13 protein-coding genes, 1 tRNA gene and 2 pseudogenes are annotated in these 17501 nt (G+C 72.7%); 9 read left to right on the plus strand and 7 right to left on the minus strand.

What is annotated here, in order from left to right; all coding sequences use genetic code 11:
• Positions 1-55: 55 nt before the first annotated feature.
• From NEH16_RS18440 to NEH16_RS18450, 3 genes are all read right to left on the minus strand, one after another.
• Positions 56-394 carry an FmdB family zinc ribbon protein gene (locus tag NEH16_RS18440; protein ID WP_265543744.1) on the minus strand — a complete coding sequence of 113 codons (339 nt, stop codon included), beginning with the start codon at positions 392-394 and terminating at the stop codon, positions 56-58.
• A gap of 67 nt (positions 395-461) precedes the next feature.
• A complete protein-coding gene (locus tag NEH16_RS18445; RefSeq protein WP_265543747.1) occupies positions 462-1745 on the minus strand; it encodes an MFS transporter in 1284 nt (427 codons plus the stop codon).
• Positions 1746-2060: 315 nt separating this feature from the next.
• A complete protein-coding gene (locus tag NEH16_RS18450) occupies positions 2061-3644 on the minus strand; it encodes a potassium/proton antiporter (protein WP_265547249.1) in 1584 nt (527 codons plus the stop codon).
• Between the two features lie 243 nt (positions 3645-3887).
• On the opposite strand from NEH16_RS18450, the gene NEH16_RS18455 reads away from it, so the two are divergent.
• The gene (locus NEH16_RS18455) at positions 3888-6641 is read left to right on the plus strand and encodes a penicillin acylase family protein (protein WP_265543749.1); all 2754 of its coding nucleotides are present in this window, start codon (positions 3888-3890) and stop codon (positions 6639-6641) included.
• 26 nt (positions 6642-6667) lie between these two features.
• Here the strand turns inward: NEH16_RS18455 and NEH16_RS18460 are convergent, their stop codons facing one another.
• Positions 6668-7252, minus strand: coding sequence for a 5-formyltetrahydrofolate cyclo-ligase (locus NEH16_RS18460; protein ID WP_265547251.1), 585 nt, complete (start codon positions 7250-7252; stop codon positions 6668-6670).
• Positions 7253-7359: 107 nt separating this feature from the next.
• Between NEH16_RS18460 and galU the strand changes: the two are divergent.
• The 7 genes and pseudogenes from galU to NEH16_RS18495 all read left to right on the plus strand — a co-directional run bounded on the left by galU (position 7360) and on the right by NEH16_RS18495 (position 12778).
• Positions 7360-8261: pseudogene (gene galU / locus NEH16_RS18465) on the plus strand (UTP--glucose-1-phosphate uridylyltransferase GalU).
• Positions 8262-8265: 4 nt separating this feature from the next.
• Entirely contained in the window at positions 8266-9576 is a 1311-nt protein-coding gene (gene glp / locus NEH16_RS18470) for a molybdotransferase-like divisome protein Glp (protein ID WP_265543751.1), read from the plus strand.
• 122 nt (positions 9577-9698) lie between these two features.
• Positions 9699-10199, plus strand: coding sequence for a cyclic pyranopterin monophosphate synthase MoaC (gene moaC, locus NEH16_RS18475; RefSeq protein ID WP_073968655.1), 501 nt, complete (start codon positions 9699-9701; stop codon positions 10197-10199).
• Positions 10196-10711, plus strand: a complete 516-nt coding sequence (locus tag NEH16_RS18480) for a MogA/MoaB family molybdenum cofactor biosynthesis protein (protein ID WP_265543753.1) — start codon at positions 10196-10198, stop codon at positions 10709-10711. Before moaC ends, NEH16_RS18480 begins: the two co-directional genes overlap by 4 nt.
• Before the next feature lie 17 nt (positions 10712-10728).
• The gene (locus NEH16_RS18485; protein ID WP_265543755.1) at positions 10729-11352 is read left to right on the plus strand and encodes a GNAT family N-acetyltransferase; all 624 of its coding nucleotides are present in this window, start codon (positions 10729-10731) and stop codon (positions 11350-11352) included.
• Positions 11353-11489: 137 nt separating this feature from the next.
• Positions 11490-12607: pseudogene (sepX, locus tag NEH16_RS18490) on the plus strand (divisome protein SepX/GlpR).
• A gap of 97 nt (positions 12608-12704) precedes the next feature.
• Positions 12705-12778 (plus strand) — tRNA-Ala (locus tag NEH16_RS18495).
• 86 nt (positions 12779-12864) lie between these two features.
• Here the strand turns inward: NEH16_RS18495 and NEH16_RS18500 are convergent.
• Positions 12865-13461, minus strand: coding sequence for a TetR/AcrR family transcriptional regulator (locus NEH16_RS18500; RefSeq protein ID WP_265543757.1), 597 nt, complete (start codon positions 13459-13461; stop codon positions 12865-12867).
• A gap of 154 nt (positions 13462-13615) precedes the next feature.
• On the opposite strand from NEH16_RS18500, the gene NEH16_RS18505 reads away from it, so the two are divergent.
• Positions 13616-14200, plus strand: a complete 585-nt coding sequence (locus NEH16_RS18505; RefSeq protein WP_265543759.1) for a hypothetical protein — start codon at positions 13616-13618, stop codon at positions 14198-14200.
• On the opposite strand, the gene NEH16_RS18510 is transcribed toward NEH16_RS18505, so the two are convergent.
• Together NEH16_RS18510 and NEH16_RS18515 are read right to left on the minus strand one after the other, a co-directional pair.
• Positions 14104-15267, minus strand: a complete 1164-nt coding sequence (locus NEH16_RS18510; protein ID WP_265543761.1) for a PP2C family protein-serine/threonine phosphatase — start codon at positions 15265-15267, stop codon at positions 14104-14106. The two genes, NEH16_RS18505 and NEH16_RS18510, sit on opposite strands and share 97 nt — an antisense overlap.
• A complete protein-coding gene (locus NEH16_RS18515; RefSeq protein ID WP_265543762.1) occupies positions 15254-17347 on the minus strand; it encodes an FUSC family protein in 2094 nt (697 codons plus the stop codon). Before NEH16_RS18515 ends, NEH16_RS18510 begins: the two co-directional genes overlap by 14 nt.
• Positions 17348-17501: the final 154 nt, after the last annotated feature.

A 17501-nucleotide genomic window follows, 5' to 3' on the forward strand; every position in this document is an offset into this window, starting at 1 on the left:
AAGACCCCGCCGAGCAGGTCGGCGGGGTCTACGTGAAAGCTGTGGAGCCGGTCGCTCAGGCGGCCGACGAACCGCTCGTCGAGGAAGAGGAGGACGACGAGGAGGTGGACGACGCGGGCGCCGGGGCGGCCGACGACTTCGAGTCCGAGGACGTCGAAGAGGTCGAGGAACCGGAGCTCTTCGAGGCGGAGGACGCCGGCGTGCTGCTCGACGAGGAGCCGCGGCTGTCGTTCCGGTAGAAGCCGGAACCCTTGAAGACGATGCCGACCGCCGAGAACACCTTCTTCAGGCGTCCGTCGCAGTTCGGGCACACCGTGAGGGCGTCATCGGTGAACTTCTGCACCGCTTCGAGGCCCTCGCCACACTCGGTGCACTGGTACTGGTAGGTCGGCACTTTGTTCCTCCTGGCACTCTGACTCGATGAGTGCTAACGACGCTCCATAGTGACGTATTCCGCTGGATCAGTCCACCGTGACCGGCCCGCGGTGACCGATACCACGCGCCACGGTCCTCCCGGCACCGGCCGGCAGGAGCCTCGAACGGAGCGTCAGCAGGGTCGCCAGGGCCAGCACCGTACCCACCAGCGGGACCAGGAAACCGGCGCTCGCGCCGTGCCCGTCCGCGAGCCGGCCGGCCACCGTCACCGCGGCCGCCTGGCCCAGCGCCACCGCGCCCGTCAGCCAGGTGAACGCCTCCGTGCGCGCCGAGCCCGGTACCAGCGCCTCGACCAGCGTGTAGCCGCTGATCAGGGCCGGGGCGATGCAGAGCCCGACCAGCAGGCCGAGCCCGGCGAGCAGCGGCGCCGAGTGCACGGCCCACAGGCCGGACGCGGTCAGCGCCAGTGCCGTATAGCCGACGAGCAGGCGGCGGCGGGGCCCGGACTTCCAGGCGACGGCCCCGCAGGCGATCCCGGCGAGCATGTTGCCGGCGGCGAAGATCCCGTACAGCACACCGTTGGCGCCCGGGTTGCCGATCTCCTCGGCGAACGCGGTCAGCGAGACCTGCATGCCGCCGAAGACCGAGCCGATGCCGAGGAAGGCGACCGCCAGCACGCGCACGCCGGGGATCGACAGGGCCGAGGCGTGCCGCTCGGCGCCGGGCAGCGCGCGGTCCCGGACCGGCGGCTGCGTGGCGCGCCGCGCGGCGAAGAGCAGACCGCCGACCAGGGTGAGCGCGGCCTCCGCGATCAGGCCGGCCGCCGGGTGCACGCCCGTGCAGAGCGCGGTGGCGATGACCGGGCCGATGACGAAGGTGAACTCGTCCGTCACCGACTCGAACGCGGCGGCCGTCGCCAGCAGCGGGGACGCCTCGCGGCCCGGTGCCGCGCCGAGCATCGCCGCCCAGCGGGCCCGCACCATCGGGCCGATCTGCGGGACGGACGCGCCGGTCGGGACGGCCGCGGCGAACAGCGCCCACAGGGGCGCGTCCGCCAGGGCGAGCGTCACCAGGAGCGAGACGGAGGCGGCGTGGACCAGGACGCCGGGCAGCAGCACGGCCCGCTGGCCGAAGCGGTCGGCGAGCTTGCCGGTCTGCGGCGCGAACAGGGCCATGGAGACCCCGGTGAAGGCCGCGACGGCGCCGGCGCTCCCGTAGGAGCCGGTGGTGTGCTGCACCAGCAGCACGATGCCGATGGTCAGCATCGCGAAGGGTTGCCGTGCGGCGAAGCCGGGGAGGAGGAAGGTCCACGCCCCGGGGGTGCGCAGCAGCTGCCCGTATCCGGGGCGTTCGGAGACCGTGGACGCCACGGTCCTTGCCTTTCTGCCGCCTGGTGGCCGTGCCCCCGGGGCGGCCGGCACTGGGGTGCGGGCCCGGGCGGGGCTGCCGAGAGCTGTCCTCTTCGCGCGGAACTGCGGTAGATGCCGGGCGCTCGCGGCCGCTGTGCGGGGCACAGCCGGTACGGAGGACGCCACGACCGCCATACGGTCGCGCCAGCTCTGCGTCAGGCAGAGTTGGTCGATCAATCGGTGGTTCTTGGTTTCCTTCATGCTACAGGCAGGAAGGGCGGGGGCCCTGTGATTGTGTGCGCCCCGCCCCTCGCCGCCTGTGAACTCAGTGTGTGCTCAGTGATGTGCCTTCGCGTTGCGCTTCTTGCCCTCGTCGGCCCTGCCGCCGAGCTTCTTGACCGCCTTGAGCGCCCCGGCCACCTGCGGCACGGGGGACTCCGGCCCGGCGGGCTGCCCGCCGGGCGTCCCGAGCCAGCCGGCCAGCTTGCCGCCCTCGGCGACCGCGCGCAGGCGTGCCTCGGCCGCGTCGCGCACCGGGTCGGTGGCCACGACGAGGAGTTCGTCGCCGCGCCTGAGCACCGTCGACGGGGCGGGTACGAAGCTCTTGCCGTCGCGCACCACGAGGGTGACCGCGGCGCCCGCGGGCATGCGGAGCTCCCCGACTTCGACGCCGTGCATCTTCGACTTCGCGGGGATGGCCACCGACAGCAGGTGCCCGCGCAGCCGTTCCAGGGGCGCCGATTCGATGCCCAGGTCGGCTGCCTCGGACGGGTCGTCGCCGATGTCGAGGGCCTTGGCGAGCCAGGGGAGGGTCGGGCCCTGAATGAGGGTGTAGACGATGACCAGGACGAAGACGATGTTGAAGACCCTCGTGGAGCCCTCGATTCCGGACACCATGGGAATGGTCGCCAGAATGATGGGTACGGCGCCGCGCAGCCCGGCCCAGGACATGAGGGCCTTCTCCTGCCAGGGCAATCGGAACGGCAGCAGCGAGATGAAGACCTCCAGCGGCCGGGCCACCACGGTCAGCACCAGGCCGACGACGACGGCGGGCCAGAAGTCGTCCAGCAGGTCGTGCGGGGTGACCAGCAGACCGAGCAGGACGAACATGCCGATCTGGGCGAGCCAGCCGAGCCCGTCCGCGAAGCCCCGGGTGGCCGGCCAGTGCGGCAGCTTGGCGTTGCCGAGGATCATCGAGGCCAGGTAGACGGCGAGGAAGCCGCTGCCGTGGAGCATGGCGCCGGCCGCGTACGCGGAGACCGCGATGGCCATGACGGCGATCGGGTAGAGGCCGGAGGCGGGGAGCGCCACATGGCGCAGCCCGTACGAGCCGAGCCAGCCCACGGCGATGCCGACGGCGGCGCCGATGGCCAGCTCCAGGGCTATCTCGCCGACCAGCACGTACCAGCTGTCGACCTCGCCGATGGTCGAGAAGGCGACGACCAGGATCACCACGGGGGCGTCGTTGAAGCCGGATTCGGCCTCCAGGACACCGGTGACGCGGGCGGGCAGCGGGACCTTGCGCAGTACGGAGAAGACCGCGGCGGCATCGGTCGAGGAGACGACCGCGCCGATGATGAGGGCCTGCCGCCACTCCAGGCCGACCAGGTAGTGCGCCCCGGCCGCGGTGACGCCCACGCTGATGCCGACGCCGACGAGGGACAGCAGCACGGCCGCGGGCAGCGCCGGTCTGATCTCTTTCCACTTCGTGCCGAGTCCGCCCTCGGCGAGGATCACGACGAGCGCCGCGTAGCCGATGACCTGCGTCAGTTCCGCGTTGTCGAACTTGACGTCGAAGAAGCCGTCCTGGCCCAGGGCGATGCCGATGCCGAGGTAAAGGAGCAGGCTGGGGAGCCCGCTGCGGGACGAGATGCGGACCGCCACGACGGCGACGAGCAGGACGAGCGAGCAGACGAGCAGGAGTTCGTTGAGCGTGTGGACAGTCAGTGGCCGGTCCCTTCCCTGCGTACGCCTGCCGGATCGTCTTCCGGCGGCCGGTACTTCGTTACCTTACCTAATCTTTAACGTTTTCTTGATGCGTTCGAGTATTCGTACGATCGCTACGCAATTCGAGCCATCCTGATACCGCGTCCGAGTGGGTGACGCGCTGCGCCTATGGTTGCTCCTGCACTCCCAGGACCGCCCTGCCCTCGAAGGACAGCGATGCCCGCCACAACAACCGCCTCTTCCGGATCCACCGGTACCGCCGGTGGCGGGCCGCGCAAGAAGAAGAAGGGGCGCCGCGCCCGACTGCTCTTGATCGTCCTGGTGCTGGCGCTCGTCGCGGGCATCGGTTACGGCACGTACTGGTCCGTGTCCACCGTGCGCGCCTCGTACCCGCAGACCAACGGGACCATCCACCTCGACGGCCTCTCCGGCAACGTCGACGTCAAGCGCGACGGCTACGGGATCCCGCAGATCTACGCGGACTCGGACGCCGACCTGTTCCGCGCCCAGGGCTTCGTACAGGCGCAGGACCGCTTCTGGGAGATGGACGTACGCCGCCACCTGACGGCCGGCCGGCTCTCCGAGATGTTCGGCTCCGGCCAGGTCGAGACGGACTCCTTCCTGCGGACGCTGGGCTGGCGCAAGGTCGCGCAGGAGGAGTACGACACCGTCCTCTCCGACGAGACCAAGAAGAACCTCCAGGCGTACGCGGACGGTGTGAACGCCTACCTCAAGGGGCGCGACGGCAAGGACATCTCCGTCGAGTACGCCGCGCTCGGCCTCACCAACGACTACAAGCCGTCGGAGTGGACCCCGGTCGACTCGGTCGCCTGGCTGAAGGCCATGGCGTGGGACCTGCGCGGAAACATGCAGGACGAGATCGACCGCTCGCTGATGACGAGCCGGCTCGACCCCGGCGAGATCAAGCAGCTCTACCCCGAGTACCCGTACGACAAGCACGAGCCGATCGTCACCGAGGGCGGCATCTCCTCGGTCACCGGCACCTTCGACCCGAAGGCGAGCGACACCGGGGCGAGCGGCGCGAACACCGTGGCGGACGCGACCCAGGGCCTGAACACGCAGCTCGGCGCGCTCTCCGACACCCTGGACGAGATCCCCGCGTTGCTCGGCCCGAACGGCACCGGCATCGGCTCGAACTCCTGGGTGGTCTCCGGCAAGTACACGACGACCAACAAGCCGCTGCTCGCCAACGACCCGCACCTCGCGCCGATGCTGCCGTCCCTCTGGTACCAGATGGGCCTTCACTGCCGGCAGGTCTCCGAAACCTGCAAGTACGACACGGCCGGCTACACCTTCTCCGGCATGCCCGGTGTGATCATCGGCCACAACCAGGACATCGCCTGGGGCTTCACCAACCTCGGCGCCGACGTCACCGACCTCTTCCTGGAGAAGGTCACCGGCGACGGCTACCTCTACGACGGCAGGACGAAGCCCTTCACCACCCGCGAGGAGACCATCAAGGTCGCGGGCGGCAAGGACCGGCACATCACGGTCCGCGAGACCAACAACGGCCCGCTGGTCTCCGACCGCAGCAGCGAGCTGGAGAAGGTCGGCCAGAAGGCGCCCGTCACCAACTCGGCCCCGGACCGCGCCGACGGTTACGCCGTCGCCCTGAAGTGGACCGCGCTGGAGCCCGGCCACTCCATGGACGCCGTCTTCGAGCTGAACCGCGCCAAGGACTTCACCAGCTTCCGCAAGGCGTCCGAGCACTTCGAGGTTCCCTCGCAGAACCTGATCTACGCCGACACCAAGGGCAACATCGGCTACCAGGCCCCCGGCAAGATCCCGGTCCGCAAGCAGGGCGACGGCACCACGCCCAGCCCCGGCTGGACGTCGGCGTACGGCTGGAAGAAGGACCCGATCCCGTTCGCCGAGCTGCCCTACGAGTACAACCCGAAGCGCGGCTACATCGTCACCGCCAACCAGGCCGTGATCGACGAGGACAAGTACCCCTACCTGCTCACCAAGGACTGGGGCTACGGCAGCCGCAGCCAGCGGATCAACGACCTCATCCAGTCGAAGATCAAGGGCGGCGGCAAGATCTCGACCGAAGACATGCAGAAGATGCAGATGGACAACACCAGCGAGATCGCCGCGCTGCTGGTGCCCGAACTGCTGAAGATCAACATCGCCGACAAGGACGTCCGCCAGGCGCAGAAGCTGCTGGAGGGCTGGGACTACACCCAGGAGGCCGACTCGGCCGCCGCCGCGTACTTCAACGGCGTCTGGCGCAACATCCTCAAGCTCGCCTTCGGCGACAAGCTGCCCAAGGAGATGCGCGTCGAGGGCGAGTGCCTGAACGTGCCGCCGCCGAAGAACTCGGGCCCGGCCGACGAGCAGGACCGGCTGGTACGCGAATGCGGCCAGCGCTCCCCGGACTCCGCGCAGCCGGACGGCGGTGACCGCTGGTACCAGGTCGTCGCCAACCTCATGGACAAGCCGGACAGCAAGTGGTGGAAGTCCTCCAAGAGCCGCAAGGACAGCGCGACCGAGAACCGCGACCAGCTGTTCGCCCGCGCCATGGAGGACGCGCGCTGGGAGCTGACGGCCAAGCTGGGCAAGGACATCACCACCTGGAACTGGGGCCGGCTGCACCAGCTGACCCTGAAGAACCAGACCCTCGGCACCGAGGGCCCCGGACTCCTCCAGCGGCTCCTGAACCGCGGCCCCTGGAACCTCGGCGGCGGCGAGGCCGCGGTGGACGCCACCGGCTGGAACGCGGCCGGCGGCTACGAGGTGGTCTGGGTGCCGTCGATGCGGATGGTCGTCAACGTGGCCGACTGGGACAAGTCCCGCTGGATCAACCTCACCGGCGCCTCCGGGCACGCCTTCGCCGCGCACTACACCGACCAGACCGACAAGTGGGTCAACGGTGAACTGCTGCCCTGGGCCTACGGCACGAACGCGGTGGCCGGGACGACGACGGACACGCTGACCCTGAAACCGTAAGCGCGCCCCTCGGGGCCCCCGGTGCTTCAGCCCACGCCGAAGCGCCGGGGGCCTTCCGGTGTGACCACCGCGTCCACGGGGAAGTCGTGCGGCTCCGCGGGCACCTGTGCGGTGACCTCGTGCGCGTACAGCAGGACGACGAGCGCGGGCGTGGCCCCGGCGGCCGTCAGACGGGCCAGCACCCGGTCGTAGCTGCCGCCGCCGCGACCCAGGCGCATGCCGCGCGCGTCCACCGCGAGGCCGGGCAGCAGCACCGCGTCCGCCTCCAGGACGGCGTCCGGGCCCAGCCGCTCGCCGGTGGGTTCGAGCAGCCCGCGCCCCGCCTTCGCGAGCCCTTCCGCGCCCTCGTACCGCGCCCAGTCCAGGTCGTTGTCGGCGAGGAGCACCGGCAGCAGGACGCGTACGCCCCGCGCGCGCAGCGCGTCCAGCAGCGCGCGGGTGCCCGGTTCGCGCCCCACCGAGACATACGCGGCGACGGTACGGGCCCCGCTCAGCTCCGGCAGTCCGAGCGCGTGGCGGGCGAGCGCCGAGGCGGCCCTCTCCGCGTCCTGGTCCGTCAGGAGGCGCCGTGCGGCCAGCAGTTCGCGCCGCAGTACGGCCTTCACGGACATATCGGTGTTCAAGGGGGTACCTACTGGCCTCTCGGACAGGGCTATATGAGGACAAAGTTAACCGGAGCCTCATCTTCCGCCCATGTGGCCCCGTTAAGGTTCAGCGCATGACCCAGTCGAACCCCAGGATCAGCAAGGCCGTCATCCCGGCGGCGGGCCTCGGGACCCGCTTCCTTCCGGCCACCAAGGCCACCCCAAGGAGATGCTGCCTGTCGTCGACAAGCCTGCCATCCAGTACGTCGTCGAGGAAGCGGTGGCCGCCGGACTGCACGACGTACTGATGGTCACCGGCCGCAACAAGCGTCCCCTGGAGGACCACTTCGACCGGAACTACGAGCTGGAGGGCGCCCTGACCCGCAAGGGCGACGCCGACCGGCTGCGCAAGGTCCGCGAGTCCACCGACCTCGCCACCATGCACTACGTCCGCCAGGGCGACCCCAGGGGCCTGGGCCACGCCGTCCTGTGCGCCGCGCCGCACGTCGGCGACGAGCCGTTCGCCGTGCTCCTGGGCGACGACCTGATCGACCCCCGCGACCCGCTGCTGACCCGGATGACGGAGATCCAGGAGCGCGAGGGCGGCAGCGTCGTCGCGCTCATGGAGGTCCCGCCCGCGATGATCCACCAGTACGGCTGCGCGGCCGTCGAGCCCACCGCCGAGGCGGACGTCGTACGCGTCACCGGCCTGGTCGAGAAGCCGGAACCCGCCGACGCGCCCAGCAACCTCGCGATCATCGGCCGCTACGTCCTGGACCCCGCGGTGTTCGAGATACTGCGCCGGACCGAGCCGGGCCGGGGCAACGAGATCCAGCTGACCGACGCCCTGCAACTGCTCGCCGAGGACGAGAAGGCCGGCGGTCCCGTGCACGGCGTCGTCTTCAAGGGCCGCCGCTACGACACCGGCGACCGCAGCGACTATCTGCGTGCCATTGTCAGACTCGCGTGCGAACGTGATGATCTGGGACCGGAGTTCCGCAGTTGGCTCCGCCGGTACGTCACCGAGGAGATGTAACACGTTGAGCAGCACGATCTGGTCGGTGGACGAGCACCTGGAAGACATCCTCGCCGCGGTGAAGCCGCTCGAACCCATCGAGCTGCAACTGCCCGAGGCCCAGGGCTGCGTCCTGGTCGAGGACGTCGTGGTGGAGATCGCCCTGCCGCCCTTCGACAACAGCTCGATGGACGGTTACGCGGTCCGCGTCGCCGATGTCGAGGGCGCCACCGAGGAGTTCCCCGCCGTCCTCACGGTCATCGGGGACGTCGCCGCCGGCGACGACGGCCTCGGTCCCGGCCGCCGCGTCGGCGCGGGCGAGGCCGCCCGCATCATGACCGGCGCCCCGCTCCCCGAAGGCGCCGAGGCCGTCGTCCCCGTCGAGTGGACCGACGGCGGTACGGGCGAGGGCCCCGCCGCCGCCATGCGCGCCCACAGCGACGCCCCCGAGGGCGCCGGCGGAGAGGTCCGCGTCCACCGCCCCGCCGAGGCCCGCGCCCACGTCCGCGAGCGGGGCAGCGACGTGCGCCCCGGCGACCTCGCGCTCAAGGCGGGCACGGTGATCGGACCGCCCCAGATCGGCCTGCTCGCCGCGATCGGCCGCTCCACGGTCAAGGTGCGGCCCCGCCCCCGCGTCGTCGTCCTGTCCACCGGCAGCGAACTCGTTCAGCCCGGCGGCGAGCTGACCGGCGGGCAGATCTACGACTCCAACAGCTTCGCGCTCACCGCCGCCGCCCGGGACGCCGGGGCCATCGCCTACCGCGTCGGTGCCGTCACCGACGACGCCGAGACGCTGCGCGCCACGATCGAGGACCAGCTCATCCGCGCCGACCTCCTCGTCACCACGGGCGGCGTCAGCGTCGGCGCGTACGACGTGGTCAAGGAGGCCCTGTCCTCCGTCGGAGACGAGGACGAGCCGGGCGGCGGCGTCGACTTCCGGAAGCTCGCCATGCAGCCGGGCAAACCGCAGGGCTTCGGCTCCATCGGCCCCGACCACACCCCGCTGCTCGCCCTCCCCGGGAACCCGGTCTCCAGCTACGTCTCCTTCGAGCTGTTCGTCCGCCCCGCGATCCGCACCCTGATGGGCCTGCCCGCGGCCGACCGCCCGACGGCGAAGGCCGTGCTCGTCGCGGACAAGGCGCTGTCCTCGCCCGCCGGGAAGCGCCAGTTCCTGCGCGGGACGTACGACGCCGAGGCCGGCACCGTCACGCCCGTCGGCGGCTCCGGCTCGCATCTGATCGCCGCGCTCGCCCAGGCCGACGCGCTGATCGTGCTCCCCGAGGACGTCACCTCCGCCGAGCCCGGCAGCGACACCGAGGTGATCCTGCTCCGCTGACCGCCCCCGGGTGGCGGTACGGTATCTGGCGCTGTGCCGTCCGGGGGACATCCCCCGGCCCCCGGACCCGCGCCCCGGTGCGGCCCGGGGAATCCGGCGCCCATACCGCTAGGCGGAGTGAGTTGAGTACGCAGAACAGGCTGACGCACATCGACGAGGCGGGGGCCGCCCGCATGGTCGACGTCTCCGGGAAGGACGTCACCGCGCGCGTCGCCCGGGCCAGCGGCCGGGTCCTCGTGTCGCCGCGTGTCGTCGAACTGCTCCGGGGCGAGGGGGTCCCCAAGGGCGACGCCCTCGCCACCGCGCGGATCGCCGGGATCATGGGCGCCAAGCGCACCCCGGACCTGATCCCCCTCTGCCACCCGCTGGCCGTCTCCGGGGTCGGCGTCGAGCTGAGCGTGGCCGACGACGCCGTGGAGATCACCGCCACGGTGAAGACCACCGACCGCACGGGCGTCGAGATGGAGGCCCTGACCGCGGTGTCCGTCGCCGCGCTCACCGTCGTGGACATGGTCAAGGCGGTCGACAAGGCCGCCGTCATCACGGACATCCGGGTCGAGGCGAAGTCGGGCGGCAAGTCCGGCGACTACGTACGCGCGCAGGCACCCGGGACCGACGCGTGAGCGCCGCCGGCACCCCGGCCCCGTACCGCGCCCTCGTCGTGACCGCGTCGAACCGCGCGTCCGCCGGGGTCTACGCGGACAAGGGCGGGCCCCTGATCGCCGAGGCGCTGACGGGGCTCGGCTTCGCCGTCGACGGCCCGCAGGTCGTGCCCGACGGCGACCCGGTCGAGCAGGCGCTGCGGAGCGCGGTGGCATCCGCGTACGACGTGGTCGTCACCACCGGCGGTACGGGCATCTCGCCCACCGACCGCACGCCCGAGGCGACCCGCCGCGTCCTGGACCACGAGGTGCCCGGCATCCCCGAGGCGATCCGGGCCGAGGGCCGCGACAAGGTCCCCACCGCCGCGCTCTCGCGCGGTCTGGCGGGCGTGGCCGGCCGCACCCTGATCGTCAACCTCCCCGGGTCGACCGGCGGGGTGCGCGACGGGCTCGCCGTCCTCGAAAGGCTCCTGGTGCACGCCGTGGACCAGCTGCGCGGCGGCGACCACCCCCGACCCGGGAGCCCGAGCTGAACGTCCCGACCTGGCCGGTGATCCTGGTGGACGGCGATGTCGCCCTCCGGCCCATCAAGCTGCGCGACCAGCGGGACTGGCGCGAGGTCAACCGGCGCAACCGGGACTGGCTGCGCCCCTGGGAGGCGACGGTCCCGCCGCCCGCGCCCGGCGGACCGGTCGCCCAGCGGCCCACGTACCGCCAGATGATCCGCCATCTGCGCGCCGAGGCGAACGCGGGCCGGATGCTGCCGTTCGCCATCGAGTACCGGGGCAGGCTGGTCGGGCAGCTGACCGTCGCCGGGATCACCTGGGGCTCGATGTGCTCGGGGCACGTCGGCTACTGGGTGGACCGGGAGGTGGCCGGGCGCGGGGTGATGCCGACCGCCGTCGCGCTCGCCGTCGACCACTGCTTCCAGGTGGTGGGGCTGCACCGCATCGAGGTGTGCATTCGGCCCGAGAACGCGCCGAGCCGACGGGTCGTGGAGAAACTCGGATTCCGCGAGGAGGGGCTGCGCCCGCGTTATCTGCACATCGACGGGGCATGGCGCGACCACCTGATCTACGCGCTCACCGCGGAGGAAGTGCCGGACGGGCTGCTGCGGAGATGGCACCGCTCGCGGCCGGGTCCCCGTACGGATCAGCCGGAGCCTCCCGCGTAAATAAAAAGTTTGTTCGAATTACTCTCGATCGGCTGATCCTCGGCCCCATAAAAAAAGTCCGCGATATCGGCCGGATCGTGCGACACACCGCGCCAATTGGCGGATGCCTCCGCGCAAACCCCTCTACGGTGTGAGATGTGAGCAGCAGCGGCCTCATCTACGCAGTCATCGTCGGGGCCTGGGCCGCCTATTTGGTGCCGATGTGGCTCCGCAGGCAGGACGAGCTGAACGAAGAGCGTCCGACGGAGCGCTTCAGTACCGCCATCCGGCTGCTTTCAGGCCGGGCGGCGATGGAGCGCCGGTATGCCAAGGGGCTGCAGGAGCGCACCGAGGACGAGGCGGCACCCGACGCCGACCCGGACGCGAGCACGGACCGAATGGACTCCGTCGACGTCCGGGCCTTCGCCGCGCCCCCGGCGCACACCGAGGCCCGGATGCACGACCCGGCCGTCGCGCCGGAGCGCGCCCCCCGCAAGCGGCGCGGCGCCGAGCCCGGCGCCCCCGCCCGGCGCGCGCGCCCCGGCGGCATCGACGCGGAGCGCGCCCGGCGCGCGCAGCGCCACCAGGTCCTCGCGCGCCGTCGGCGCACCACCGTGATCCTCTTCCTCGCCTTCACGCTCGGCGCCATCGTCGCGGCCGTCGGCGGCCTCCGCTTCCTGTGGGCGCCCGCGGTCCCGGCCGTGCTCCTCAGCGCGTACATCGCGCACCTGAGGGCGCACGAGCGGCGGCGGTTCGCCTTCACCATGGACCAGCGGCGCGCCGAAGTGGCGGCCCAGCGGCTCCGCGAGAACCGTCCCCGCCGCCACCAGCCCGCCCCCACCGCCCCGGCCGAGACCGACGAGGACTCCGAGCCGCGCCACCCGGCCCCGAGCCGACGCCCGCGGTCTCCCCGCAGGAGGCCGGCCGCCGCGCCCTGGTCGAGCAGACGGACCACGCGGAGTGGGTGGACCAGCAGCGCGAGCGCGGCCGGGTCCAGGGCGACAGCTGGGAGCCGGTCCCGGTGCCGCTGCCCACCTATGTCACCGCCCCGGTCGCCCCGCGCGCCACGGGCGGGGTCGAGGTCGGCAATCCGGAGACCTGGAGCGCGGCCCGCTCCAGCGCCGCCGAGCCCGCGCAGCCGGACCCCGCGACGCCCCCGGTGGAACCGGCGCCGCGCCAGCGCTCCCCGCAGTCCCGCCGCTCCCGCGACCGGGGCCGCACCCCGCTCTTCGACCAGTACGAGGACGGCGACCGCCCCCGCGCGGCCAACGAGTGACACCGCGTCGGACGGCCGTGAGCCACGCCACGGCTGACCAGCGCGGAACGGATTTCCGACCACCCCCTGGAGGGTGCTAGAGTTTCACACGTCGCAAGGGCCTGTGGCGCAGTCTGGTAGCGCACCTCGTTCGCATCGAGGGGGTCTGGGGTTCAAATCCCCACAGGTCCACAGACAGAAGAAATCCCGTCCAGCCTCCGGCTGGGCGGGATTTCGTCGTTCCGGGCCCGCTTTGGAGCGGGCGGGCGGACGGGGTGTCAGGTGAACGATGCCGTCGCCTGGGCCTTGAGGAGTCCTTCCACTCCGTTGAGGAAGGTGTCGCAGACCAGCTCCGGGTCGAAGAGGCAGCCGGCCGCCATCGCGCCGTCGCGCAGCATGACGAAATGGCGGGCCGCGCGGTCGGCGGGTTCCTTCCGGATCGCGCGCAGGAGGCCGGTGAGCGTGTCCAGGAACCACTGGCGGTGCGCGAGGACGACCTGGTGCACCGGGTCCGCGGGGTCGGGGTACTCGGCGACCGCGTTGAGGAAGGCGCAGCCCCGGAAGCCGGGGGACTGGATGTCCTCGGCGATGGACGCGCCGATGGCGCGCAGCGTGTCGGGTGCGGGGAGCCCGGCGGCGACGGCCGCCTCGGCCCGGCCCCGCAGGGCGCGGTCCGCCTCGGTCAGGTAGGCGACGACCAGGTTCTCCTTGCTGGGGAAGTGGCGGTAGAAGGTCGCCCGGGTCACCTGCGCTTCCTTGACGATGCGGTCCACTCCTACGGAGTGGATGCCCTCCGAGTAGAAGATCCGGGTGGCCGTGGAGAGGAGCCGGTCGCGGGCTTCGGACGGGCGGCTTTCGGATGCGTTGTGCGCCATGGTGCCAGCCTACGCGGCGCAGTAGGTAGAACGTTCGGTCTTGACAGGGGGGTGCGGCCTTGTCAGGCTGATGAACAGAACGTTCGTTCTTGCGTGGCGTCGGCGGTGAGGCCGTCATGGCCGCGTGCCCCGTACTCCCGTCGAAAGGTTCGTCATGAGCACCGTTGCCGCCCCTTCGGGCATCACGAACACGGCTTCCGCGCTGCGGCGGCTCTACTTCGTCCGCGCCGCGTTCGCCATCCTCTGGGCCCTCGTGATGTTCGCGACGGCCGACGGGATCAGCCCGCTCGTGGCCGCGCTGCTGGTGCTCTATCCGCTGTTCGACGTGGGCGCCGCCGTCGTGGACGCCCGGGCGTCCCGCGCCGCCCGACCGCCGGCGCTGCTCTACGTCAACATGGCGGTCAGCCTCGCCGCGGCGGCCGGGGTCGGGATCGCCGCCGCCTCCGGGATTCCCGCGGTGCTGCGGGTGTGGGGGGCGTGGGCGGTCGTCGCGGGACTGGTGCAGCTGGTCGTGGCCGTGCCGCGCCGCTCGATGGGCGGCCAGTGGCCGATGATCCTCAGCGGCGGCATCTCGGTCCTGGCCGGGGCGTCGTTCATCGGGTCGGCGGGCGCCGATGACCCCGCGCTCACCGGCGCGATCGGTTACGCCGTCCCGGGCGGCGTCTTCTTCCTCGTCTCGGCCCTCCGGCTGGGGCGGTCCGGCGGCCAGGCGAGCGCCAGGAGTGCCGCGTCGTCGTAGGTGTCGGCGCAGCTGTAGTCCTGGGCGTCCTCCTGGAGCCAGGCGAGCAGGTGTTGCGGGTCGAGGGGCGGGGAATGGGCGCGCTGGTACGCGGTCAGGCGGTCGGCGAGCGGGTAGAAGGCCCCGGCCTCGTCGCGGGTCTCCGCGATGCCGTCGGTGTACAGCAGGAGCGTGTCGCCGGGCCGGAGCGGTGTTACGGCCGACCGGGGGCCGTCCGCGTCGGCGGGGGCGCTCGCGAGGGCGCGCAGCCCCAGGGGGAGGCCGGTGCCGGCCGGGAGTTCGCGGACCGTGCCGTCGCGCAGGACGAGCGAGGGCGGGTGGCCGCAGGAGTACGCCTCCGCGCGGCCGTCGGGCGCGATCTGGAGGAGGAGAGCGGTGACGAACGCCTCGTCGTCGCGCAGGAAGCGGTTCAGGCCGGTGTCGAGCCGCCCGGCCAGGCGGCCCAGCGTCTCTTCCTCGTACGCCGCCTCGTGGAACGAGCCGAGGACCGCCGAAGCGGTGGACACCGCGCCGAGCCCCTTCCCGCGTACGTCCCCGATCAGCGCGCGCACCCCGAACTCGGTGTCCGCCACCGCGTAGAGGTCGCCCCCGATGCGTGCGTACTGCGCGGCGGCCAGATAGCTCGCGGCCGTACGGAAGTGGCCCAGCGTCTCGGGCGGCGGGCGCAGCACCGCCCGCTGCGCGGTCTCGGCGACGGACACCACCTTCCGCAGCCGCGCGGACTCCCGCTCCCCGCGCCGCACCACGAAGCAGCTCAGCGCGGCGATGACGCAGATGACCACGGTCGTGCCGATCACGGAGCCGATCCGCTGCGGCTCGGCGGGCAGGAGCAGCCAGCGGATTCCGGCCGCCACCACCGCCGAACCGATGATCATCGGCGGCCCGAACCCGAACGAGATGACGGCGGGCACCGCGACCAGCACCGAGGCGATGTGGGAGGAGGGCGGGGTGGTCACCTGCAGGACCGCCACCAGGACGCACAGCAGCAGCGCCGTGCCCAGGACCACGAACTTGGTGGCCCGTCCGGTCGGCGGCCGGGTGCCGTCCTCCCGCTCATCCGTCGGCACGGCCGCCCCTCTCGCCGAGCCGGGCCGTCTCCTCGATCCACGCCAGCTGGCGGCCGAGGCTCGTCAGCCACACCTCCAGGTCCACGGAGAGCGACGACGGCGGGTAGTCGGCCGGGGCCGGGGCGGGCGGCCGCACCGGCGCCGGGCTCCCGCCGCCGACCAGGGCGGCGATCCGGTCGGCTGCCGCCTCCAGGTCTGCCGCGGCCGTACGGGCCCACACCGCCGGCGGACCGGTGGGCTCGGCGGTCCGGGGGAGGCCCAGGCGGGGGAGGCGGTGGGCGCCGAGCATCGTGTTGCTCGCGACGATGAGCACCGCGTGCCAGTCGGTCCCGGTGCCGGCCCGGACGGCGGGTGCCTCGCTGCGGTACTGCGCGTATGCCGCCTCGGCGAGCCGCAGCCGGTGCAGGCTGGGGAGGATCGGTGCCGGGGTCCGTACGCCGGATGCGGGGTCCATCATGATCTCCGTGGTGGCCCGGACCAGGCTGCCGCAGGAGCGCAGCAGGTCGGCCATCGTGCGGCGGACCTCCCGGTGGGCCCCGGCCGGCCAGGCGAGGAGCGCGCACAGCAGCCCGATCGCGCTGCCGGTGAGGACGTCGGTCATCCGTGTCTCCGTCAGCCGCCAGGTGACGGGGAAGATCTGGGCGAACGCGGCGGCCACGACCAGGGTGAACCCCGCCTGCGCTCCGGCGACGCCCAGCAGGGGCCCCAGGCAGAACGCCGCCAGCATCACCGGGACGAGCAGCGCGGCGTACGCATCGGTGCGCGGTCCGAGCCCGATCAGGAGCGCGCCCGCCGCGAGGGCGCCGACGGCGTTGCCGACGACGGCGCGGCTCACCGCCTGCCAGGTCGCGGCCACCGTCGTCCGCCCGAGCGTCAGCACCGCCAGCAGCACCCAGAATCCGTGCGCCAGGTCGAGGGCGCCCGCCACCAGCCGGGCGGCGCCCAGTCCGAGGGCGGTGCGCACCGCGTTCTGGAAGAGCACCGACCGGAGGGTGATGTTTCCGAGGACCCGGCGGGCCCACAGGGCGGGCGTCGACAGCTCCGCGTACCAGAACTGATCGCGCGGGACGGCCGGGCCGACCGGTCTGCCGTGCGCCGCGATGTCCGTGGTGACCTCCACGATCCGCGCCGACTCCGCCACTGCCAGGACCCGCGACTGCCGCCTGAGGACGGCGAGCGGGGGTACGAGGGCGGGTGGCCCGCACGTCAGCCGTACGCGCTCCGCCCCGAAGTCCTGCATGGCCGTTTCGAGCGTGCCGGCCACGGGCGCCCGCTCTCCGGTGCGCAGGTAGGACGCACAGCCCCGGCACACCTCGGCGACCCGGGCCAGGAGCACGGCGGACGCGGGGTCGGGGGGCGCGGACGGCCCCTCGGAGAGGGCGGCCAGCTGGTTCAGGAGCCGCCGCACCGAGCGGCCGGCCTGGTCGAGCGCGCGGTCCGTCCGCCCCGCGCTCGCGGGCTGCTCCGCCGGAGGCAGCGACGACAGCCGCAGCCGTTCACCGGCCGCGCGCAGGGTCGTGGCGGGTACGCGGCCGGGCGAGGCGGCCTCGTCCGCGGCGGTGCGCAGCGCGTCGGCCATGCGGCGGCGGTAGGAGGGGACGGCCCGTTCGGGCAGGAGGAGGGATTCGCACGCGGCCAGGAGCAGGACCCCCGCGGTCAGGCCGATGAGCCGGTCTCCCAGGGTGCCGGGGGCGTACGGCGGGAAGCAGGCGAGGATGTAGAAGAGCTGGAGGCCCGGGGCCGCACCCGCCGGGCGCGGCCCCGCGACGGCGGCGAAGGCGAGCAGGAACCCGACCACGAGCATCCCGCCGACCGCGGCCCAGGTGCTCCCGGCGAGCACGGTCCCCAGCGACGCCAGCACGAGGGCCGGGGGGAGGGCGCGCAGCACCACGTTCGCCTTCTGGCGGCCGGACCCGGGAACGGCGGAGAGCAGGCCGAGCGCGACGGGCGCGAAGAGCGCGTACAGGGCCGCGACCGGCCGGTCGGCCGCGTAGAGCAGCGGATAGAAGCCGGCGCACGCCGCCACCGCCGCCCGCACGCCCCGCCGGACGACGACCGCCCGTGCCGTGTCGGCGGTCACCCCGGCGCCCGGCCGCCACCAACGCCCGGGCCCGGCGCGTCGCGTACCGGCAGTGCGCACATCCGCGACGCTCCCTTCTCCGGCCGGACCGCGTCTCGCCTCACGGAGGCCGCGTCCTCCCCGTCATTGTTGATCAGGCCCGGCCGTCGCGCCC

Origin of the sequence: Streptomyces drozdowiczii (genome assembly GCF_026167665.1) — a bacterium.
In the GTDB taxonomy this organism is placed as follows: Bacteria; Actinomycetota; Actinomycetes; order Streptomycetales; family Streptomycetaceae; genus Streptomyces; species Streptomyces drozdowiczii_A.

What these genes read in the sequence shown, in the direction of transcription:
- NEH16_RS18460 (WP_265547251.1), bottom strand. Translation starts at nt 7,252, where the DNA reads ATGTCCGTGAAGGCCGTACTGCGGCGCGAACTGCTGGCCGCACGGCGC.
- NEH16_RS18500 (WP_265543757.1), bottom strand. Translation starts at nt 13,461, where the DNA reads ATGGCGCACAACGCATCCGAAAGCCGCCCGTCCGAAGCCCGCGACCGG.
- NEH16_RS18455 (WP_265543749.1), top strand. Translation starts at nt 3,888, where the DNA reads ATGCCCGCCACAACAACCGCCTCTTCCGGATCCACCGGTACCGCCGGT.
- NEH16_RS18505 (WP_265543759.1), top strand. Translation starts at nt 13,616, where the DNA reads ATGAGCACCGTTGCCGCCCCTTCGGGCATCACGAACACGGCTTCCGCG.